This window comes from Streptomyces sp. NPDC093546 (assembly GCF_044765045.1).
Classification (GTDB): Bacteria; Actinomycetota; Actinomycetes; order Streptomycetales; family Streptomycetaceae; genus Streptomyces.
On the sequence record NZ_JBIWJG010000004.1, the window covers coordinates 179,454 to 200,647 of the forward strand.

The 21,194-nt window shown below is 73.8% G+C and carries 18 protein-coding genes; 7 read left to right on the forward strand and 11 right to left on the reverse strand.

Annotation, left to right across the window (positions count from 1 at the left end):
• Positions 1 to 87 precede the first annotated feature (87 nt).
• From ACIRNI_RS10490 to ACIRNI_RS10505, 4 genes are all read right to left on the reverse strand, one after another.
• A complete protein-coding gene (locus tag ACIRNI_RS10490) occupies positions 88 to 711 on the reverse strand; it encodes a GntR family transcriptional regulator (RefSeq protein WP_355366572.1) in 624 nt (207 codons plus the stop codon).
• A 168-nt stretch (positions 712 to 879) separates the two neighbouring features.
• Positions 880 to 2,664, reverse strand: coding sequence for a 2-oxoglutarate dehydrogenase, E2 component, dihydrolipoamide succinyltransferase (gene sucB / locus ACIRNI_RS10495; protein WP_403550179.1), 1,785 nt, complete (start codon positions 2,662 to 2,664; stop codon positions 880 to 882).
• 58 nt (positions 2,665 to 2,722) lie between these two features.
• Positions 2,723 to 4,111 (reverse strand): dihydrolipoyl dehydrogenase, encoded by a 1,389-nt coding sequence (lpdA, locus tag ACIRNI_RS10500; RefSeq protein WP_355366566.1) that lies wholly within the window; start codon positions 4,109 to 4,111, stop codon positions 2,723 to 2,725.
• A 508-nt stretch (positions 4,112 to 4,619) separates the two neighbouring features.
• On the reverse strand, positions 4,620 to 6,143 hold the full coding sequence (locus ACIRNI_RS10505) for a leucyl aminopeptidase (protein WP_403550181.1): 1,524 nt from the start codon (positions 6,141 to 6,143) through the stop codon (positions 4,620 to 4,622).
• A 348-nt stretch (positions 6,144 to 6,491) separates the two neighbouring features.
• Here ACIRNI_RS10505 and ACIRNI_RS10510 point away from each other — a divergent pair, with 348 nt between their 5' ends.
• The 5 genes from ACIRNI_RS10510 to ACIRNI_RS10530 are packed head-to-tail and all read left to right on the forward strand — an operon-like array spanning position 6,492 to position 12,972.
• Positions 6,492 to 8,534, forward strand: coding sequence for a hypothetical protein (locus ACIRNI_RS10510; protein WP_403550183.1), 2,043 nt, complete (start codon positions 6,492 to 6,494; stop codon positions 8,532 to 8,534).
• Between the two features lie 37 nt (positions 8,535 to 8,571).
• Entirely contained in the window at positions 8,572 to 10,083 is a 1,512-nt protein-coding gene (gene pelF / locus ACIRNI_RS10515) for a GT4 family glycosyltransferase PelF (protein ID WP_403550185.1), read from the forward strand.
• Positions 10,084 to 11,538: a hypothetical protein gene (locus ACIRNI_RS10520; RefSeq protein ID WP_403550187.1), complete on the forward strand. Its 1,455-nt coding sequence runs from the start codon at positions 10,084 to 10,086 to the stop codon at positions 11,536 to 11,538.
• A gap of 19 nt (positions 11,539 to 11,557) precedes the next feature.
• A complete protein-coding gene (locus tag ACIRNI_RS10525) occupies positions 11,558 to 12,178 on the forward strand; it encodes a spherulation-specific family 4 protein (RefSeq protein WP_403550189.1) in 621 nt (206 codons plus the stop codon).
• The gene (locus tag ACIRNI_RS10530; RefSeq protein WP_403550191.1) at positions 12,175 to 12,972 is read left to right on the forward strand and encodes an endo alpha-1,4 polygalactosaminidase; all 798 of its coding nucleotides are present in this window, start codon (positions 12,175 to 12,177) and stop codon (positions 12,970 to 12,972) included. The genes ACIRNI_RS10525 and ACIRNI_RS10530 overlap by 4 nt, the downstream gene beginning before the upstream one ends.
• An 18-nt stretch (positions 12,973 to 12,990) precedes the next feature.
• On the opposite strand, the gene ACIRNI_RS10535 is transcribed toward ACIRNI_RS10530, so the two are convergent.
• Positions 12,991 to 13,194: a cold-shock protein gene (locus tag ACIRNI_RS10535; RefSeq protein WP_403550193.1), complete on the reverse strand. Its 204-nt coding sequence runs from the start codon at positions 13,192 to 13,194 to the stop codon at positions 12,991 to 12,993.
• Between the two features lie 60 nt (positions 13,195 to 13,254).
• Entirely contained in the window at positions 13,255 to 14,040 is a 786-nt protein-coding gene (gene cobS, locus ACIRNI_RS10540; protein WP_403550834.1) for an adenosylcobinamide-GDP ribazoletransferase, read from the reverse strand.
• 52 nt (positions 14,041 to 14,092) lie between these two features.
• Between cobS and ACIRNI_RS10545 the strand changes: the two genes are divergently transcribed.
• Positions 14,093 to 14,869 (forward strand): hypothetical protein, encoded by a 777-nt coding sequence (locus ACIRNI_RS10545; RefSeq protein ID WP_403550195.1) that lies wholly within the window; start codon positions 14,093 to 14,095, stop codon positions 14,867 to 14,869.
• On the opposite strand, the gene ACIRNI_RS10550 is transcribed toward ACIRNI_RS10545, so the two are convergent.
• The 3 genes from ACIRNI_RS10550 to ACIRNI_RS10560 form a co-directional block, all read right to left on the reverse strand.
• Positions 14,784 to 15,518, reverse strand: a complete 735-nt coding sequence (locus ACIRNI_RS10550) for a hypothetical protein (RefSeq protein WP_403550197.1) — start codon at positions 15,516 to 15,518, stop codon at positions 14,784 to 14,786. The two genes, ACIRNI_RS10545 and ACIRNI_RS10550, sit on opposite strands and share 86 nt — an antisense overlap.
• A 113-nt stretch (positions 15,519 to 15,631) precedes the next feature.
• Entirely contained in the window at positions 15,632 to 16,678 is a 1,047-nt protein-coding gene (gene cobT, locus ACIRNI_RS10555) for a nicotinate-nucleotide--dimethylbenzimidazole phosphoribosyltransferase (protein WP_403550199.1), read from the reverse strand.
• Positions 16,679 to 16,695: 17 nt separating this feature from the next.
• A complete protein-coding gene (locus ACIRNI_RS10560) occupies positions 16,696 to 17,895 on the reverse strand; it encodes a bifunctional adenosylcobinamide kinase/adenosylcobinamide-phosphate guanylyltransferase (protein WP_403550201.1) in 1,200 nt (399 codons plus the stop codon).
• A gap of 91 nt (positions 17,896 to 17,986) precedes the next feature.
• On the opposite strand from ACIRNI_RS10560, the gene ACIRNI_RS10565 reads away from it, so the two are divergent.
• A complete protein-coding gene (locus tag ACIRNI_RS10565) occupies positions 17,987 to 18,202 on the forward strand; it encodes a hypothetical protein (protein ID WP_403550204.1) in 216 nt (71 codons plus the stop codon).
• Positions 18,203 to 18,244: 42 nt separating this feature from the next.
• Here ACIRNI_RS10565 and ACIRNI_RS10570 read toward each other — a convergent pair whose 3' ends face one another.
• Together ACIRNI_RS10570 and ACIRNI_RS10575 are read right to left on the reverse strand one after the other, a co-directional pair.
• Positions 18,245 to 19,294: a S1C family serine protease gene (locus tag ACIRNI_RS10570; protein ID WP_403550206.1), complete on the reverse strand. Its 1,050-nt coding sequence runs from the start codon at positions 19,292 to 19,294 to the stop codon at positions 18,245 to 18,247.
• Positions 19,295 to 19,360: 66 nt separating this feature from the next.
• Positions 19,361 to 21,121: an ABC transporter ATP-binding protein gene (locus ACIRNI_RS10575; RefSeq protein ID WP_403550835.1), complete on the reverse strand. Its 1,761-nt coding sequence runs from the start codon at positions 21,119 to 21,121 to the stop codon at positions 19,361 to 19,363.
• Between the last annotated feature and the right edge of the window lie 73 nt (positions 21,122 to 21,194).

The window sequence follows — 21,194 nt, forward strand, 5'->3', positions numbered from 1 at the left end:
GGTGAATGAGCGCGCACGCCTGCAAATGAGCGGGGGCGTGCACGCCGGCGCGAAAGGGGGCGTACGCGGGCGTCGCGGGGGGTTGTGTCAGGCCCGGGGAGCGCAGCCGAGGACGTGCTGCTTCACCAGGACCCCGATCTGCGGGTCGCGGCGCCGGAAGGCCTGCACGAGCTCGTCGTGCTCCTCCGCGTACGACTTCTGTACGGTCCCGAGCCAGCGGATCGACAGCGCCGTGAAGACCTCGATGCCGAGCCCCTCCCAGGTGTGCAGCAGCACGCTGTTGCGCGCGGCGCGCACCAACTCCCGGTGGAACGCCACCGTGTGCCGCACCTGGGCGGTCCCGTCGGCCCGCGCGTCCGCCTCGTAGAGGGCCGCCACATGGGGCTCCAGGGCCGAGCAGTCCTCGCCCAGGCGGTCGGCCGCCAGCTCGGCGGCGATCTGCTCCAGACCGGCCCGTACGGGGTAGCTCTCCTCCAGGTCCGCCGCCGTGAGGTTGCGCACCCGTACGCCCTTGTTGGGCGCCGACTCGATCAGCCGCAGGCTCTCCAGCTCGCGCAGCGCCTCGCGGACGGGCGTCTGACTGACCTCCAGCTCCGTGGCGATGCGCCGCTCCACGATGCGCTCGCCCGGCTTCCAGCGGCCGCTGACGATGCCCTCCACGATGTGCTCGCGGATCTGGTCGCGCAGCGAGTGGACGACGGGCGGGGTCATGGGGGCTCCTTCGCGGCTGCGGCGGTCGATCGCCATTATTCCGCCCGGTCAGGGCCTGTGGCTGCCCCGGGGCGGGAGACACCTGTCACGCGGCCGTCACGCGACGACGGCGCCCCCGGCCGGAGAGCTCCGGCCGGGGGCGCCGTCGTCGTATGCCCGTCCTGTGCCTTACAGGCCGAGGTCGACCTCGAACTCGCCTGCTTCCAGGATGGCCTTGACGGCCGTCAGGTAGCGGGCGGCGTCGGCGCCGTCCACCAGGCGGTGGTCGTAGGAGAGCGCCAGGTAGGTCATGTCGCGCACCGCGATGGTCTCGCCGAGGTCCGGGTGGTTGATGACCACCGGGCGCTTGACGGTGGCGCCGATGCCCAGGATGGCGACCTGGTTCGGCGGCACGATGACCGTGTCGAACAGCGCACCGCGCGAGCCGGTGTTGCTGATCGTGAAGGTGGCGCCGGACAGCTCGTCCGGGGTGATCTTGTTGCCGCGGACCTTGCCCGCGAGCTCGGCCGTGGCCTTGGAGATGCCCGCGATGTTCAGGTCACCGGCGTTCTTGATGACCGGCGTCATCAGACCCTTCTCGGAGTCCACGGCGATGCCGATGTTCTCCGAGTCGAAGTACGTGATGGTGCCCTCGTCCTCGTTGATCCGCGCGTTGATGACCGGGTGGGCCTTCAGCGCCTGCGCGGCGGCCTTGACGAAGAACGGCATCGGGGACAGCTTGACGCCCTCGCGGGCGGCGAACGCGTCCTTGGCGCGGGCGCGCAGCTTCATCAGCTTGGTGATGTCGACCTCGACGACCGTGGTCAGCTGGGCCTGCGAGTGCAGCGCCTTCATCATGTTGTCGCCGATGACCTTGCGCATCCGGGTCATCTTCACCGTCTGACCCCGCAGCGGCGACGCCTCGAGCACCGGCGCCTTGGGGGCGGCAGCGGCCGGGGCGGCCGCGACGGGGGCCGGGGCAGCGGCGGCGGCCTTGGCGGCCTCCGCGGCGGCCAGGACGTCCTGCTTGCGGATGCGGCCACCGACGCCGGTGCCCTTGACGGCCGACAGGTCGACGCCGTTCTCGGCGGCGAGCTTGCGGACCAGCGGGGTCACGTACGCGCCCTCGTCCGCCGGCTGTGCGGGCGCGGCGGGGGCGGCAGCGGCCGGAGCCGGGGTGACCGGAGCCGGAGCCGGGGCCGGGGCGGGCGCGGGAGCGGCGGCCGGAGCCGGGGCCGGGGCCGGGGCCTCGGCGGCGGGCGCGGGGGCAGCCGGGGCCGGAGCGGCGGTCTCGGCCGGAGCCTCGGCGGGAGCGGCCGGGGCGGCCGCAGGAGCGGCACCCGCGGCGCCGATGACGGCCAGCTTGGCGCCGACCTCGGCGGTCTCGTCCTCGCCGACCACGATCTCCAGCAGCACACCGGAAGCCGGGGCCGGGATCTCGGTGTCGACCTTGTCCGTGGAGACCTCGAGCAGCGGCTCGTCCTCCGTGACCTCCTCGCCGACCTGCTTCAGCCAGCGGGTGACGGTGCCCTCGGTGACCGACTCGCCCAGCGCGGGCAGGACGACGTCGGTGCCCTCGGCGCCACCGGCGGCCGGGGCGGCGGCGGGAGCCTCGGCGGCCGGGGCCGGAGCCTCCGCGGCGGGGGCCTCGGCGGCCGGAGCCTCCGCGGCGGGAGCCGGGGCGGGAGCGGCGGCCTCGGCGGCGGCCGGGGCCGGAGCCTCGGCCGGGGCACCCGTGCCGTCGTCGATGATGGCCAGCTCGGCGCCGACCTCGACGGTCTCGTCCTCGGCGACCTTGATGGAGGCCAGAACGCCGGACGCGGGGGCGGGGATCTCGGTGTCGACCTTGTCGGTCGACACCTCGAGCAGCGGCTCGTCGGCCTCGACGCGCTCGCCCTCGGCCTTCAGCCAGCGGGTGACAGTGCCCTCGGTGACGCTCTCGCCGAGCGCCGGCAGGGTTACGGAAACCGACATGGTTTCAGTTGCTCCTAACGAATTGCGGTAAGTGGTCGTCGCGCCCGGACTGAGCGGATCAGTCGTGGGAGTGGAGGGGCTTGCCGGCCAGCGCCAGGTGAGCCTCGCCGAGCGCCTCGTTCTGCGTCGGGTGGGCGTGGATGAGCTGTGCGACCTCCGCCGGCAGCGCCTCCCAGTTGTAGATCAGCTGCGCTTCGCCGACCTGCTCGCCCATGCGGTCACCGACCATGTGGACGCCGACCACGGCCCCGTCCTTGACCTGCACGAGCTTGATCTCGCCCGCCGTCTTGAGGATCTTGCTCTTGCCGTTGCCCGCGAGGTTGTACTTCAGAGCGACGACCTTGTCCGCGCCGTAGATCTCCTTGGCCTTGGCCTCGGTGATGCCCACGGAGGCGACCTCGGGGTGGCAGTACGTCACCCGCGGCACGCCGTCGTAGTCGATCGGGACCGGCTTGAGGCCGGCCAGCCGCTCCGCCACCAGGATGCCCTCGGCGAAGCCGACGTGCGCGAGCTGGAGGGTCGGGACGAGGTCGCCGACGGCCGAGATCGTCTCCACGTTGGTCTGCATGTACTCGTCGACGAGGACGTAGCCGCGGTCCATCGCGACGCCCTGCTCCTCGTACCCGAGACCGGCGGAGACCGGGCCGCGGCCGATGGCGACGAGCAGCACCTCGGCCTCGAAGGTCTTGCCGTCCGCCAGGGTGACCTTGACGCCGTTGTCGGTGTACTCGGCGCTCTGGAAGAAGGTGCCGAGGTTGAACTTGATGCCGCGCTTGCGGAACGCGCGCTCAAGAAGCTTCGAGCTGTTCTCGTCCTCGACCGGGACGAGGTGCTTCAGGCCCTCGATGATGGTGACGTCGGTGCCGAAGGACTTCCACGCGGAGGCGAACTCGACGCCGATGACGCCGCCGCCCAGGATGATCGCGGACTCCGGGACCCGGTCCAGGGTCAGCGCGTGGTCCGAGGAGATGATGCGGTTGCCGTCGATCTCCAGGCCGGGGAGGGACTTCGGTACGGAACCGGTGGCGAGGAGGATGTGGCGGCCCTCGACCCGCTGGCCGTTCACGTCGACGGAGGTGGGGGAGGAGAGCCGGCCCTCACCCTCGATGTAGGTCACCTTGCGGGAGGCGACCAGACCCTGCAGACCCTTGTACAGGCCGGCGATCACGTCGTCCTTGTACTTGTGGACGGCCTTGATGTCGATGCCCTCGAAGGTCGTGAGCACGCCGAACTGGTCGGCCTCGCGGGCCTGGTCCGCGATCTCACCGGCGTGGAGCAGGGCCTTCGTGGGAATGCATCCGTTGTGCAGGCAGGTGCCGCCGAGCTTGTTCTTCTCGATCAGTGCGACGTCCAGGCCCAGCTGCGCACCCCGCAGGGCCGCGGCGTAACCGCCACTGCCACCGCCGAGGATCACTAGGTCGAAAACGGTGCTGGCGTCGTTCGCCACGTCACGTCCTCCATGCATGTGCGCCGGTCGCCGGGCCCCCTTCCTCGGGGGATGACCGGCCGGTCGGCTGGTGTTCGGCCGCTGATTCTTCGGCCCTGTGGTGGGGGCCCTGTCCTGCCGAGAACCCATCTTCGCACTTGTTGCCGGAACAAGAGACGCCGGGCCAGGCTCTGAGACGGCTGATCGTCCACGCGCCCGGGCCGCCGAGGCGTACGAACCTACGGATTTCGTCGCCCCGGAGCCGGGCCCGCCCCGACGGCGTACGACCCCGGGAGCAGGCCCCCGGAGCCGTGCGCCCTCGCCTCACCCCCCGGGCCTATGGCGAGTGAGGCGAAGGGGCGCCGCCGGTGTCGACAGGGAGAACGCGCGGAGGTCGCGAGGAACGAGCGACCGAGCACGATCGACCGTCGACACCGGCTTTAGGGGGCGTCTTGCCGATCTTGCCGGGCTGATCGACAAGACACCCCCTAGCGCCCCGGAGCCGAACCGAGCCCCAAAAAAGGGGGGATCAGCCGAGGTCGCCGGCGGCCACTCGCTCCGCGAGCTTCACCAGGGTGCGGACCGCCGAGCCGGTGCCGCCCTTGGGGGTGTAGCCGTAGGGGGCGCCCTCGTTGAAGGCGGGGCCCGCGATGTCGAGGTGGGCCCACGGGATGCCCTCGCCGACGAACTCCTTCAGGAACAGGCCGGCGACCAGGCCGCCGCCCATCCGCTCGCCCATGTTGGCGATGTCGGCCGTGGGGGAGTCCATGCCCTTGCGCAGCTCGGCGGGGAGCGGCATCGGCCAGGACTGCTCGCCCGCCTCTTCCGCGATCTCGTGGACCGCGGTGCGGAAGGCGTCGTCGTTGGCCATGACGCCGAAGGTGCGGTTGCCGAGCGCCAGCACCATCGCTCCGGTGAGCGTCGCGACGTCGACGATGGCGTCGGGGTGCTCCTCCGAGGCGCGGGTGAGGGCGTCGCCCAGCACGAGCCGGCCCTCGGCGTCGGTGTTGAGCACCTCCACCGTCTTGCCGCTGTACATGCGCAGGACGTCGCCGGGGCGCAGGGCGGAGCCGGACGGCATGTTCTCGGCGAGCGCCAGCCAGCCGGTGACGTTCACCTCGAGGCCGAGGCGGGCGGCGGTGACGACGGCGGCGAACACGGCGGCGGCGCCGCTCATGTCGCACTTCATCGTCTCGTTGTGGCCCGCGGGCTTCAGGGAGATGCCGCCCGAGTCGTAGGTGATGCCCTTGCCGACCAGCGCGAGCGTCTTCTCGGCCTTGGGGTGGGTGTAGGCGAGCTTCACCAGCCGGGGCGGGTTCGCGGAGCCGGCGCCGACGCCGAGGATGCCGCCGTAGCCGCCCTTGGCGAGGGCGCGCTCGTCGAGCACCTGCACCTTGAGGCCGTGCTCCTTGCCGGCCGTGGTGGCGAGGGCGGCGAAGGCCTCGGGGGTGAGGTCGTTGGGCGGGGTGTTGATGAGGTCGCGGGCGCGGTTGAGCTCCTCGGCGAGCGCGACGGCGCGCTCGGCCGCGGCCTTGTACGCCTTGTCGCGGGGCTTCGCGCCCAGCAGCGCCACCTCGGCGAGGGGGCCCTTGGCGTCCTTGCCCTTCTCGCGGTACGCGGTGAAGGCGTACGCGCCCAGCAGCGCGCCCTCGGCGATGGCCTCGGCGTCCTCGACGGCGTCGACGGGCAGCGCGAAGCCGGCCTTCTTCGTACCGGCGAGCGCGCGGGCGGCGGCGCCGGCGGCGCGGCGCAGGGTCTCGGCGGTGTAGGTCTCGTCGTCCTTCTCGGGCGCCTGGCCGAGGCCGACGGCGAGGACGACCGGGGCCTTCAGGCCGGACGGCGACGGCACCTTGGTCACCTCGCCCTCGGCGCCGGAGGCACCGAGGGTCTCCAGGACGCCGGCGAGCTTGCCGTCGAACGCCTGGTCGACGGCCTCGGCGCCGGGTGCGACGACGAGCCCCTTGCCGCCCTGCGGGCTCTTGGCGACGCCGACGACGAGAGTGTCGGCGCGCAGTGTCGCCGCGCCGGCGGTGCTGAGAGTGAGAGCAGTCACGGTGGTGAATTCTCGCTTCCGTTTGAGTGGTCGGGCGGCGTGTGCGGCTGGCGTACGGCCGTGGCACGGCCGGAGTGCGGTCGAGGGGTGGGCCGACCTTGCCCGTCGCATCGTAATTCGGCCCGGGGAACGCCGGGGACGAGCCTACGCGCGCGGTTCCGTCCCGCTCACGGCGACGGCGGTTCACTCATCCGTGGTGTCTCTTTCACGTTTGCCACCCCATATGGGTGAGAGGTCGGTCACACTCTGCTCAATCATGCAAGGGAGCGATCCGGCCCTTTGCATCATCTCCACAGATCCTCCGGTCGCCCCCACGCGCACCGGCGGGTCCTGCGAGGGGGGAAACACATGCACGTCCATGGATTCCGGGCCGGGCGCACGGCGGCCGCGCTGCTCGCCGCGGCGCTGCTGACCGGCGCGCTCCCGGCGGCCCGCGCGACGGCGGCCGAGCCCGCGCCCCGCATCGACCTCACGGTGCTCGTCGTGGACGACGGCGGCGGCGCGGTGGAGGCCCTCACATCCGAACTGAAAGGCTCCGGCACGCCGTACCGCGCGGTCCGCCTCGGCGACCCGGGCCGGCCCGTCATCGACGCCGCGTTCCTCGCCGACACGGTCGACGGGCGCCCGCGCGCCAAGTACCAGGGCGTGGTGCTGCCCGACGAGGCGCCCCAGGGGCTGTCCGCGGCGGAGCGGGAGGCGCTCGCCGCGTACGAGCGGACGTACGCGATCCCGCAGGTCGACGCGTACACCTGGGCCCACCCCGGTGTCGGCCTGGAGTACACGGACGACGGCGGCCGCTCCGGCGTGTTCGACGGCGTGGAGACCGCCCTCACCGCCGCCGGGAGGACCGGGCCCTTCCGGTACCTCGACGGGCCGGTCGTCTTCGAGGACAACGACCCCACCGTCTCCGAGAGCTACGGGTACGCGGGACGCCCCCGCGCCGGCTACACCAGCTACCTGGACGTGGAGACCGGCGACGGCGGCGGCCGGGCCAGCCTCCTCGGCGAGTACGCGCACGACGGGCGGCGCGAGCTGGTCGTCACCTTCGCCTACAACCGGCACCAGCGGCAGTTCCGGGCCCTGGCCAGGGGCATCGTGGAATGGCTGACTCAGGGCGTACACCTCGGGCAGAGCCGGAACTACTTTTCGGTCCATGTCGACGACGTCTTCGCCCCCGACGCCCGCTGGGACACCGCACGCAACTGCACGCCCGGCGACTTCGACTGCGTGGGCGGTGACGGCGAGGGCACGCCGCCGATCCGGATGACGGCGGCCGACGCGCAGTACGCCGCCCAGTGGCAGCGGGCGAGCGGCTTCACCCTCGACATGGTCTACAACGCGGGCTCCGGCGAGGAGTGGAAGGCCGAGCACGGCGGCAGCGACCCGCTCACCACCCAGCTGCTCGCGGACCGGGCGCGGTACCGGTGGGTCAACCACACCTACACGCACCCCTTCCTCGGCTGCGTCCAGGACACCTCCACCGTGCCGTGGCGCTGCGCCACCGACGCGTACGGCGCCACGCGCTGGATGAGCCGCGCCCAGATCGCCGCCCAGATCCGCGACAACCACACCTGGGCCGTGGGCAAGGGCCTGGCCGTCGACCGCACCGAGCTGGTCACGGGCGAGCACTCGGGCCTGAAGACCCTGCCGCAGCAGCCCGCCGACAACCCGAACCTCGCCGGGGCGCTCTCCGACACCGGGGTCCGCTGGATCGCGAGCGACAACTCCCGCGAGCCGCGGCAGCGGGCCGTGGGCGCCGCGAAGACCGTGCCGCGCCACCCGATGAACGTGTACTACAACGTCGGGACGGCCGAGGAGATGACGGACGAGTACAACTGGATCTACACCTCGAAGGAGGACGGCGGCAGCGGCGTCTGCGCAACCAACCCCGCCTCCACCTGCCTCGACGAGCCGCTCGACGTGCGCACCGGGTACGCCGGGCACATCGTCCCGCAGGAGGCCCGCATCGCGCTGGGCCACGTCATGGCCAACGACCCGCGGCCCCACTACGTCCACCAGTCCAACCTCGCCGAGGAGCGGCTCCTCTACCCCGTCCTCGACAAGGTCCTCGCCGACTACCGCGCCCTGTTCGCGGAGAGCACCCCTCTCGTCAACCCCCGTCACCGTGACATCGGTACCGAACTGGCGCGCCGCGCCGCCTGGGAGCAGGCCCTCGCGGACGGCAAGGTCACCGCGTACCGCATCGGCACCACCGTCACCGTCAAGGCGCCGGCCGGCGTGACCACCCCGGTCACCGCGCCCGAAGGGACCCGCAAGCAGCAGCTGCTCGGTTCGACGGCGTTCGGCACGCCCTACGCCGGGGCCCGCTCCGCCTGGACCGCTCCCGACACCTTCCAGACGGCGATCACGCTCACGCTGCCCACCGCCTGACCAGCGCCTGACGAGCTCACTCCCGGGGGGGAACCGCATGCCGACCACAGGCCGCCATGTCACCATGCTCACCGAAGGCACCTATCCGCACGTCCACGGCGGCGTCAGTACCTGGTGCGACCAGCTCGTCCGCGGCATGCCCGAGGTGGACTTCGAGATCCTCGCCCTCACCGGCAGCGGCCGCGAGCCCGTCACCTGGGAGCTGCCGCCCAACGTCCGCCGCCACACCGCCTTCCCCCTGTGGGGCCCGGCGCCGGGGCGCGGGCGGCCGCTGATCGGACGCGAGCGGCGCCGCTTCACCGACACCTACGAGCGGTTCCTGCTCTCCATACTCGACCCGTCCGCCGGCTGCGACTTCGGCGAGGGCCTGTACGCCCTCGCCGCGCTCGCCCGCCGCGGACGGCTCTCCTCCACCCTGCGGTCCGAGTCGGTGCTGCGGTCGCTGATGTGGATATGGACCATGCCGCACCTGCCGACCGCCGCCGCCCGCCCCACCGTCCACGACGCCCTGACCGCCACCGACCTCCTCGAACACGCGCTGCGGCCGCTCGCGGCCCGCGTCCCCGTCGACAGCGTCGCCCACGCCGTCTCCAGCGGCCTCGCCACCCTCCCCGCGCTCGCCGCCCAGCACGTCGACGGCGTACCGTTCCTCCTCACCGAGCACGGCATCTACCTCCGCGAGCGCTACCTCGGCTACCGCACCGAAGCCCAGCGGTGGCCCGTCAAGGCCCTGATGCTCGGCTTCTACCGGGAGCTCAACTCCCTCGGCTACCGCAAGGCCGACCTGATCACCCCGTGCAACCAGTACAACCGGCGCTGGGAGGAGCGCGGCGGCGCCCCCGCCGACCGCATCCGCACCGTCTACAACGGCGTCGACCCGCACGCCTTCCCGCTCGCCGGCCCGGAGCCCGCCGTGCCCACCCTCAGCTGGTGCGGCCGCGTCGACCCCATCAAGGACCTGGAGACCCTGATCCGGGCGTACGCCATCGCCCGCGCCGAACTGCCCGAGCTGCGGCTGCGGCTGTTCGGGCCCGTCCCGGCCGGGAACGAGGACTACCGCACCCGGCTGGAGAAGCTCGCCGCCGAGCTCGGCGTCACGGACGGCATCGCCTACGAGGGCCGGATCTCCGATGTGGCCTCCGCCTACGCGGCGGGCAGCGTGGTGATGCTCTCCTCCATCAGCGAAGGGTTCCCCTTCTCGCTCATCGAGGCCATGTCCTGCGGCCGCGCCACCGTCTCCACCGATGTGGGCGGGGTACGGGAGGCCGTCGGCGACACCGGCCTCGTCGTCCCGCCGCGCGAACCCGCCGTCATGGCCGAGGCCGTCATGGCGCTGCTGCGCGACGGGGAGCGGCGGGCCGAGCTGGGCCGCAGGGCCCGGCAGCGCGTGATCGACCGGTTCACGCTGCACCGCTCCGTCGACGGCTTCCGCCGCATCTACCGGGAGCTGGCCAAAGTGCCCGAGCCCCCCGTGGCCGAGCCGGACGGCTGGACCCTCCAGCTCCGCATCCCGGACCCTTGGTACCGCGAACTCGATCGGACGGCGTGAATGAGCGGCTCCCTCTGGCTCACCCCGCCCGCCCCGGGCGCCACCGGCACCCTTCCGGCGATCCCGCGCCCCCGCCCCAGCTGGGCCGCGCCCGATCCGGTCGACGAACTCGCCCACCGCCTGGAGGACCTGATAGCGGCCGCCGTCCACCCCGACGAGATAGCCGCCATCCTCGAATCCGACGGCATGACCGACGATCACATACGGCTCACGTACGGCCGCCCGGACTCCTTCGCCCTCGCCGAGGACCTCTACGCCCGCGTGGAACGGCGCTTCCCCGAACCGGACGGCCCGCCCACCGATCCTTGGCACACCGGCCTCGGCGGCTGCCTGCTGCGCGGCCTGGTCTTCGCCCTGCCCGGCCTCGCGTACGTCCTCGGCGCGCCCTTCCTCGCGGGCCCGCCCGGCGCGCTCGGCCTGCCCGCCGGAACGGTTCCGCTGCTCGCTGGGGCCGTCACCGGCTGGGTGTGGAACCAGGCCCTCTCCCACCGCGCCTACTCCTGGCTCGGCCTCGGCGACCGCCAGGCCGCCGCCCGCACCCTGCTCACCGGTACCCCGGCCGGAGCCCTCGCCGGCGCGGTCGTCGCCGTCGCCGCCACCGGGTCGGGGGAGTGGGGCGCGGCCGCCTTCGCCGCCGGGCAGGCCCTGTACCTGGCCGCCGCGACCGTCCTGCTGGTCCTCGACCGCGAGAAGGCCCTGCTGGGCGCGCTGCTGCCGCTCGCGGCGGGCGCCCCCGTCGCGTTCTGGTACGACCCGCCGCTCGCCGTGCGCACCGCCCTGCTGCTCGCGTCGCTCGTCGCGGCCGTGGCGCTCGCGCTGCGGGTGCTGGTGCCGCTCGCGGCACCCGGCGTGCCCGGGAGGGCCGCGCCCCGGCTCGCCGCGTCGCTGCCGTACGGCCTCTTCGGGCTCGGCACCGGCGGGCTCGTGCTGTACGCCGCGCTCGGCGACGTCCTCGCCGACGGGCCCGGCGCCGTGGTCGCGGCGCCCTCCGCCGTGGCGCTCACCCTCTCGATGGGCCCCGCCGAGTGGCTGCTGCACCGCTTCCGCAGCGAGAGCCTCGCCGGGCTGCGGGCCAGCACCAGCGCCCGCGCCTTCCGCCGCACCACCGCGACCACGCTGGCGCTGTGCCTCACCGCGTACCTCACCGTGCTGTCGGCTCTGGCCCTCGCCGGGACGCTGCTGTGGCCCGGGGCGCCTGAGCTGGGCGGGCTGCGGCTGGTGTCTCTGCTGCTCATCGGGAGCGTCCTGTGGGCCGCCCTGCTGCTGCAGTCCTTCGGGGCGGCACTCAGCGCGGCGCTGGTGTGCGTGGCGGCGACCGGGGCCCAGACGGTCTCCCTGGCGACGGGCACGGGCGACCCGAGGGCGGCCGGCGCGGTCATCGCCGGGACGGCGGCCGCGGTAATGGCCGCCCTCGGATGGGTACTGCTCGGACGGGCGACCACCCACCGCGCCTGAACGACGTAAGGAAACGCCCGTGGACCTCCTGGTGCCCTACTACGAGCACCCCGCCGACCGCCCCGCCGAATGGGACGCCCTCATCGCCGCCGCGCCGCTGCTCTACGGCGTCGTGCTCAACCCCGCGAGCGGCGCGGGCGCGGCCCCCGACCCCGCCTTCGTGACGGTCGCCGACCGGCTGCGCGCGGCCGGGGTGTGCGTCCTCGGCTACACCGACACCGACTACGGCCGCCGCCCGCACGCCGACGTCCTCACCGACCTGGTCCGCCACCGCGACTGGTACGGCGCCGACGGCGCCTTCCTCGACCAGGTCCCCACCGACCCTCACCTCGCCCCGCACTACCGGCGCCTGGGTGTGGCCGCCCGCGCCGCCGGCGCCGCCACGCTCGTCCTCAACCACGGGGCTCACCCGCACCCCGCGTACGCCGAACTGGCCGACCTGCTCGTCACCTTCGAGGGCCCCTGGGACGCCTACCGCGCCCAGGACCTCCCGCTCGCCGACCACTACTGCCACCTCGTCTACGCGGCCCCGCCCGACGCCCGCGTCATCACCCGCGTCCGGTGCGCCGTCCCGGGCGCGGGCGCGCACCCGTGGGGCACGCTGCCGCACGCCCTGGTCGGCGGGAGGGGGCGCGCATGACGCGCCGTGTCCTGATCTTGGTGGCCGCGCTGCTGCTGCTCGCGACGGCGTGTACGAGCCCGTCGGACCCGGAGCCGCCCACGCCGCACGAGGGCCGCCGCTGGCAGCCGAAGCCGGGCCAGCCCTGGCAGTGGCAGCTCAGCGGCCGCCTCGACCCGACCGTCGACGTACCGGTGTACGACATCGACGGCTTCGACCACACCGAAGCCACGGTCGCCGACCTCCACCGGCGCGGCCGCAAGGTGATCTGCTACCTCTCCACCGGCGCCTGGGAGGACTGGCGGCCCGACGCCGCGCGGTTCCCCAAGGAGGTCGTCGGGCGCGGCAACGGCTGGAAGGGCGAGCGCTGGCTCGACATCCGCCGCACCGACGTCCTCGAACCGCTGATGGCCGCCCGCCTCGACATGTGCCGGGAGAAGGGCTTCGACGCCGTGGAGCCCGACAACATGGACGGGTACGCCAACGACACCGGCTTCCCCCTCACCGCCGCCGACCAGCTCCGCTACAACCGCCTCATCGCCCGCCTCGCCCACGAGCGCGGACTCGCCGTCGGCCTGAAGAACGACCTGGACCAGGTCGGCGACCTGGTCCAGGACTTCGATTTCGCGGTCAACGAACAGTGCGCCCAGTTCCGGGAGTGCGAGCGCCTGCGCCCCTTCCTGACGGCGGGCAAGGCCGTCTTCCACGTCGAGTACGAGCTGCCGACGCGGGCGTTCTGCCCTCAGGCCGAGCGGCTGGGGACGAGCTCGATACTGAAGCGGTACGAGCTCGGCGCCTGGCGCGACCCCTGCTGAGTGCTCGGCAGCGGTTTCTCAGGCCGGTGTGACGTTCTCCGCCTGCGGCCCCTTCGGGCCCTGCGTGACGTCGAACTGGACCTTCTGGCCCTCATTGAGCTCGCGGTACCCGGTGGCGGTGATGGCCGAGTAGTGGACGAACACGTCGGGGCCGCCGCCGTCCTGCTCGATGAAGCCGAAGCCCTTTTCCGCGTTGAACCACTTCACAGTGCCAGTTGCCATGATCATTCTCCTTCTTCCTCGATCCCCGAATACCAGGTTCCGGCGTGGCTCAAACACCCCTTAGCCCAATGTCAGCACCACCAGCACCACCGTCGCCGCCGTCTCCGCCACCGCCCCGAAGACGTCCCCCGTCACCCCGCCGAACCGCCGCACACAACGCCGCAGCAGCACCTCAGCCACCACCAGGCCCACCAGTACCGCCAGCACGTGACGCACGGCGCCGTACGGCCCGGACAGCGCCCCGGCCCCGGCGGCCGCGCACCCGACCAGCGCCACCACGCCCAGGGCGGCCCGCCCGGGCACCGTCCCCGCGACCACCGCGCCCAGGCCTTCGGGTCGGGCCGCCGGGACGGAGGCGCGCGAGGCGAGGGTGAGCGCGAGCCGGGCGACCGTGCCGCTCAGGGCGGCCGCGGCAGCTCCGTACGCCCAGCCCTCCCCGTACAGCTCGTGCAGGGCGGCGACCTGAGCCAGCAGCACGAAGAGCAGCGTGATGACGCCGAAGGGCCCGATGTCCGACTGCTTCATGATCCGCAGCGCGTCCTCGGCGGGCTTGCCGCTGCCGAGACCGTCCGCCGTGTCCGCGAGCCCGTCCAGGTGCAGGCCCCGCGTCAGTACGGCCGGAACGGCCGCCGAGGCGACCGCGGCGAGCAGTGGCCCCGCGCCGGCCAGGAGGGCCGCCCCGCCGGCCGCCGCCGCGCACAGGCCCACCACCAGCCCGGCCAGGGGCGCGGCCAGCATCCCCGAGCGGGCCGCCTCGCGGTCCCAGCGGGAGACGTGGACGGGCAGCACGGTGAGGGTGCCGAAGGCGAAACGTATGCCATCGAGGCGTGTACGGGTGCGGCGCATGGTCACCGGGCGCAGGGTAGTCGCTAGGAGGCGCGATCATGGAGGGAGCGGGATGGGTCACTGGTTCTACCGCAACATCGTCGAGCCGGGGAAGCTGCCCCTGCTCCTCGCCCTGTCCTCCTTCGTGCTGACCTTCCTGCTCACCCGGGTGGTCACCCGGCTGATCCGGGCAGGGAAGGGACCCTTCCGCAACGTCACTCCGGGCGGCCTCCACATCCACCACGTGATTCCCGGGGTGGTCCTCACCCTGATCGGCGGTTTCGGCGCGGTCGCCGTCGACCGGCGCGGCGTCGCGTCCATCGTCTGCGCGGTGCTTTTCGGCATCGGCGCGGGCCTGGTCCTCGACGAGTTCGCGCTCATCGTCCACCTGGACGACGTCTACTGGACCGAGGAGGGCCGCAAGAGCGTGGAGGTCGTGGTCCTCACCACCGCGCTGCTCCTGCTCGTGCTGCTCGGCTTCTCACCGCTCGGCGTGGACGAGGTGACCCCGGAGGAGAGGCAGAGCCGCAGCAGCCTCCTGCTCAACTTCGGGCTCAACTTCCTCTTCGTCCTGGTCACCCTCTTCAAGGGGAAGTTCCGCATGGCGATCATCGGCCTGTTCGTGCTGCCGGTCGCCATCTTCGGCGCCCTCCGGCTGGCCCGCCCCGACTCCCTGTGGGCCCGCCGCCTCTACCGCCGCCGGCCCCGCGCCCGCGCCCGGGCGGGCCTGCGCGCCTACCACCACGACCGCCGCTGGAACGGCGTCAGGAACCGCTTCCAGGACCTGATCGCCGGGGCCCCCGACCGCGTCCAGCAACTGCGCCGTCCGCACGACGACCGGCGCCGCTGAGCGCGAGCACCTCCCGGACCGCGCACGCCACCAGCACCGCGGCGATGGCCGCCAGGTGCTCCTTGCCCGCGAGGTTGTTCTTGAAGATCACCTCGACGATCATCGCCACCACCACGAGCCCGCCCGTCAGCCAGGCCCGGTGGCGCCGGCACACGACGACCGCCAGACCGACGACCGCCGCCGACGGGCCGGTGTCGACCACCTGGGCGTCCGACGCGGGAAGCCCGAGCCCCAGCGGCGCGTCCGGCCCGAGCGCGATGCCGATCCGCGCGTACATCGTCCCGGCCAGCGTCGCGGCGTACGCGACGAGCAGCGTGCGCGCCCGCCCCAGGCAGATCTCGGCGATCCCGAACACCAGCAGCACCTGCGCCAGCGCGCCCCACACCGGCAGGTGCAGCGCCGGTACGAAGAGGGAGAGGGGCGTACGCAGCAGCGCGAGCCACAGCGGGTCCTCGGCCCGGACCGAGCCGATGCCCTGGACGAGGCCGTAGCCCCAGGACTGGTTCTGCACGAGCTGGAAGAGCCCGGTCAGCGTGACCGCGCACAGCGTCAGGGGGATCGCCCGCCACCCGCGGGCGACGAGCCCCGCGCGTACCGCCGCGTACAGCGGCCCCCACTCACGGCGCAGCGCACGGCGGACGAACGGCATCGGGGCTCCAGGGGGATCGGCACGGCGTCGAGCACGTGCGAAGACCGAAGCGGCGGCCGGGAAGTTGTCCGGCCGCCGCGTGATCCCCATCTCTCCGCCCGGGGGCCGGGAGCTCAGTCCCGCTCGGGCAGCTCCGCCGCCAGTGCCGCGGCCGCCTGCACCAGCGGCAGCGCCAGCAGCGCCCCGGTCCCCTCGCCGACCGTCACGCCGTGGTCCAGCAGCGGGTTGAGCGCCATCCGGTCCAGCGCCTTGCCCTGCGCGGGCTCGCCGCTCACCTGGCCCGCCAGCCACCAGTCCGGCGCCCGGAACGCCGCCCGCTGCGCGACCAGCGCGCACGCCGCCGACACCACGCCGTCCAGGATCACCGGCATCCGCCGGACCGCGCTCTGGAGCAGGAAGCCCGTCATCGCCGCCAGGTCCGCGCCGCCGACCGCCGCCAGCAGCTCCAGCTGGTCGCCCAGCACCGGCCGCGCCCGGCGCAGCGCGTCGCGGATCGCCGCGCACTTGCGCATCCACGCCAGGTCGTCGATCCCGGCGCCGCCGCGGCCCGTCACCACGGAGGCGTCCGTGCCGCACAGGGCGGCGATGAGCGTGCTCGCCGGGGTGGTGCCGCCGACGCTGAGGTCGCCCAGCACCACCAGGTCGGTGCCCGAGTCGGCCTCCTCGTCGGCGATCGCCATGCCGAGGCGCACCGCCTGCTCGGCCTCCTCCGGCGTCAGCGCGTCCTCGACGTCGATCCGGCCGCTGCCGCGCCGCACCCGGTGGCGTACGACGTCCTCGGGCAGCAGCTCAGGGTCGCAGTCCAGTCCCGCGTCGACGACCCGCACCGGGACGTCCATCCGCCGCGCGAGCACCGCCACGGGGCTCGCGCCGTCCAGCACGGCGCGCACCAGCGCGTGCGCGCCGCCCTCGGGCCGGCCCGACACGCCCAGCCCGGCCACTCCGTGATCACCGGCGAACAGCACCACGCGCGGCCGGTCGATCGCCCGCACCGGGACGGCCCCCTGGGCGGCCGACAGCCACTCGCCCAGCTCGTCGAGACGGCCGAGCGCACCGGGCGGGACGGCGAGGCGCTCCCGGCGTTCCTCGGCGTCACGCCGCGTGGCGCTGTCGGGGCGCTCGATCAGTTCGGAGAAGTCGTCGAGATTCAGCCTGCTCATTCGCCGAACAGTACCCGTCAGCCGCGGAGCACGAGTGCCTGACCGGCGACGACGTACAGGACGTGCTCGCACTCGTCCGCGAAGGCCCCGTTGAGCCGTCCGAGCTCGTCGCGGAAGCGCCGCCCGGCCGCGTTCGCGGGCACCACCCCCGCGCCCACCTCGTTGGTCACCGCGACGACCGTACGGCGCGTGGCGCGCACTGCCGCGACCAGCTCGGCGACCCGCTCGCGCAGCGCGCGCTCCCCGCCCCCCGCCCAGGTGGCGTCGTCCCACGCCCCGACCCGGTCCATCGCGTCCGTCAGCCAAAGCGACAGGCAGTCGATCAGCAGCGGCGGCCCCTCGCCGCGCAGCAGCGGGGCCAGTTCGCAGGTCTCCTCGGTGTGCCAGGACCCGGGCCGCCGGTTGCGGTGCAGGCTCACCCGGGCCGCCCACTCGGCGTCGCCGTCGCGGGTGCCGCCGGTCGCGACGTACACCACCTCCGGGAAGGCCTCCAGACGCCGCTCGGCCTCCAGCGACTTGCCGGAGCGGGCCCCGCCGGTGACGAGGGTGCGGCGGGGTATGTCCGGGACGTCCTGGTAGTCGCCGACGATCAGCGTCGTCCCGTCCGGCACGGCCCGCGCCCCGGCGGCGGCCAGCCGCCGGTCCAGCTCGGGCCCGGGCGGTACGTCGTGGTCCAGGTGGACGGCGACGACGTCGGTGGAGGCCCCGATCGCTCCCGCGCCGCGCAGCCGGGCCACCCCGTCCGGCCGCCCCACCACGTCGCCCACGACCATGTCGTACGCGTTCCCGGCCTCGCTCACGCCCGCCGGGGCGCCGCCGGGCGGCAGGTACAGCAGCCGCAGCCCGTCCGGTGAGGTGACCTCGTACCCGGTCCCCGGCGCGTCCATCGGCACGGCCCGCACCCGGTGGCCGCTGATCAGCGTCAGCTCCCGCCCGTCGGGCACCCGCCCGGCCGCCGGCAGCCCGGCCGGCAGCTCCACGGCCGGCCCGTCGTGCGGGTGCGTCAGCAGCACCTGCCGTACGCCGCCGAGCGACCGCCCGGCCCGTGCGGCGGCCAGCGCGGCCCCGGGCGTCAGATCGAGCAGCAGCGCCCCGTCCAGGAGCAGCGCGGTCGCGGCGCGCGCGTCCGCGCCACGGGCGACGGCGCACCGGGCGCAGGGGCAGTCGGGGCGGGGCAGCCCGTCGGGGGCGCCGGTGCCGAGGAGAGTCAGTTCCACAGGGATGATCCTTCCGCGTCCCCGCACGGGGTGCGCGCCCGGCTACGCTGCGGGCAGGAAACCGATCACCTGGTGAACCCGGGAGGCGCACATGGCATGGACGTGGCGATTCGAGAGGTCCGACGGCACGGAGGTCCAGCCGGCAACCCAGCCGGAGGAGTTCACCACCCAGGGCGACGCGGAGTCGTGGCTTGGTGAGACCTGGAAGGACCTCCTCGACGAGGGCGTGGAGCAGGTCCACCTCTTCGAGGACGACACGAAGATCTACGGCCCGATGAGCCTGCGCGAGGCCGAGGCCGCGGGCTGAGCCCGTCAGGGCGCGCGGGGGGCTTCGTACGGGGGCGAGGTACTACATCTCGCCGAGCGTCACCGTCACCGTCCCCCGCCGCCCGTCCCTGACGTACGCCACCGGCACCCGGTCACCGGGCTTCGCGGACGCCAGCGCCTCCAGCAGCGAGGTGATCGTGGTGATGTCCGTGTCACCGACGCGGGTGATGATGTCGCCGGCCCGCAGCCCCGCGCCCGCCGCCGCGCCGCCCCGCGCCACCTCGACGATCGCCACGCCCGCCGGCCGGTACTCGTCGTCCAGGACGGTGCGGCCGGCGATGCCGAGGGCCGCGCGGCCCGAGTGCGTGACCCGGCCGGTGCGGACGATCTGGTCCGCGATCGTCCGGACCATGGAGGACGGGATCGCGAAACCGATGCCCGGCGCCGTACCGCCGCTCCGGCCCGGCTCGGTGGCCGCCAGCGTCGGGATGCCGATGACCTCGCCCGCCAGGTTGACCAGCGCGCCCCCGCTGTTGCCCGGGTTGATCGCCGCCGACGTCTGCACCATGTTCCCGATGGTCGCGCCCGTCCCGCCGCCCGCGCCGCCCTCGCTCACCGTGCGGCCGGTCGCCGACACGATGCCCTGCGTGACGCTGCCGGACAGGCCCAGCGGCGAGCCCATCGCGAGGACGATCTGGCCCACCTCGACCTTCGACGAGTCGCCGAACCTCGCCGGCTTCAGCCCCGGCGGCGGCGCGTCCAGCCGGATGACCGCGAGGTCCTGCTCGGGATAGCTGGAGACCAGCCGGGCGGCCAGCGCCTCCTCGCCCGTCGCGACGGTGACCCGGAACGACCGCTCCCCGCCCACCACGTGAGCGTTCGTCACGATGTGGCCCCGCTTGTCCCACACCACCCCGGAACCGATGCCCTGCCCCGCCTCGATCTGCACCACCGACGGCAGGACGTCCCGGATGACGTTGCGGTAGTCCTCCTCCAGCTCCCCGGCCGCCCGCGCCGCCGGGGCGGGCGCCGCGGGCGGCGGCGCCGGGGCCACGCAGCCGCCCAGCAGCACGGCGGCGGCGGTCACGGGCAGCAGCGGCACCAGCAGGCGTACGGCAGCGGTCACGCTCATGCCGCGAGTGTCCGTCGGAACCACCCGCCACGGCCCGCCCAGCGCATCCGATCAGGGGGTGCCTCCTCAGGGACCGTAGGGTCCGTCAGGTGCGGAGGCCAGGAACTGCGTCGCCGCCAGCTCGCCGTAGAGCGGATCGGAGGCCACCAGCTCGGCGTGGGTGCCCACCGCGCGTACCCGCCCCGCGTCCATCACCACGATCCGGTCGGCGAGCGTCACCGTCGACAGCCGGTGCGCCACCACCAGCACCGTCACCTCGCGCGCGACCTCCGCCACCACGTCCCGCAGCGCCAGCTCGTTGACGGCGTCGAGTTGCGAGGTCGCCTCGTCGAGCAGCAGCAGCCGGGGCCGGCGCAGCAGCGCCCGGGCGATGGCCACCCTCTGCCGCTCCCCGCCCGACAGCTTGGAACCCCGGTGTCCGACCACCGTGTCCAGGCCGTCCGGCAGCCGCTCCACCACCGTGTCCAGCCGGGCCCGGACGAGCACCTCGCGGATCTGCTCGTCCGTCGCGTCGGGCGCGGCGAAGACGAGGTTCTCGCGCAGCGTGCCCGCCAGCACCGGGGCGTCCTGCTCGACGTACCCGATGGCGGCGCGCAGCTCGGCCACCGGCCGGTCCCGTACGTCCACGCCGTCGACCAGCACCCGGCCGCCGGTTGCCTCGTAGAACCGCTCGACCAGCCCGAACACCGTCGTCTTGCCCGCGCCCGACGGGCCCACGAACGCCGTCATCCCGGGCCCCGGCACCTCGAAGGAGACGCCGTGGTGGACGTACGGAAGGTCGTCGCGGTAGCGGAAGGTGACGTCCTCGAAGACGACGGACGCCGGACCGCCGCCGCCGACGACGGCCGCGCCGGTGCCGGGGGGCTCCTCCGGCTCGGTCTCCAGCCGCTCCGCCTCCTCGATGCGGGCGATCGCCGCCGCCCCCACCTGGTACTGCGTCGCGGCCCCCACCAGCTTCGTCACCGGGTCGATCAGATAGAAGAGGTACAGCAGGAAGGCCACCAGCGTGGCCACCGAGATCGCCCCGGAAGCCACCCGGGCCCCTCCGATCCCCAGCACCGCCAGGAACGACACCTGCACGGCCAGCCCCACCGACGACCAGGCCGCCGACTGCCACTTCGCCGCCGTCAGCCCGTGCCGCCAGGCGTCCCGCGCGGCCTCGTCGATGACGGCCGCCTCGCGCTCCTCCGCGCCCGACGCCTTGACCGTACGGAACGCCCCGAAGGCCCGCTCCAGCCGCGTGGAAATCTCGCCGACCGCCTCCTGGGAGCGCTTGGTCGCCTGGGAGATCCTCGGCATGACCAGGGCCACAGCCCCTCCGACCACCGCCATCACGGCCAGCGCCACACCCAGCAGGACCGGGTCCATCACCGCCATCATCGCGAGCGTGGCGACGAAGCCGAGCCCGCCGATGGCCGCCGAGACGATCGAGTCGGTCGTCACCGCACGCAGCAGCGTCGTGTCGGAGGTGATCCGCGACATCAGGTCCCCGGGCTGGGTGCGCTCCACCTCCGGCAGGCGCAGCCGCAGCAGCCGCCCGATCAGGGTGCGCCGGGCGGCGAGCACCACCGACTCGGCGGTGCGCTCCAGGACGTACGCGCCGACCGCCTCGATCCCGGTGCCGAGCACCACCAGCGCGGTGAGCCCCAGCAGGATCGCGGTGACCGGCTGGTCCTGCCCGAGCCGCTCGACCAGCGTCTTGGCGGCGAGCGGCTGCGCGATGGCGGTCGCCGCGCCGATCAGCGTCAGGAAACCGCCGAGCGCGACGGTCCAGCGGTGCGGCCGGAAGTGCCGGTACAGCGCCCGCCAGGTGGCGCGGGCGGGCAGCTTGGGAGGAGCGCCCGGGGCGTTCGGGGTGTCCGCGGCGTTCGGGGTGTTCCGCTCGGCTGCCGATTCCGAT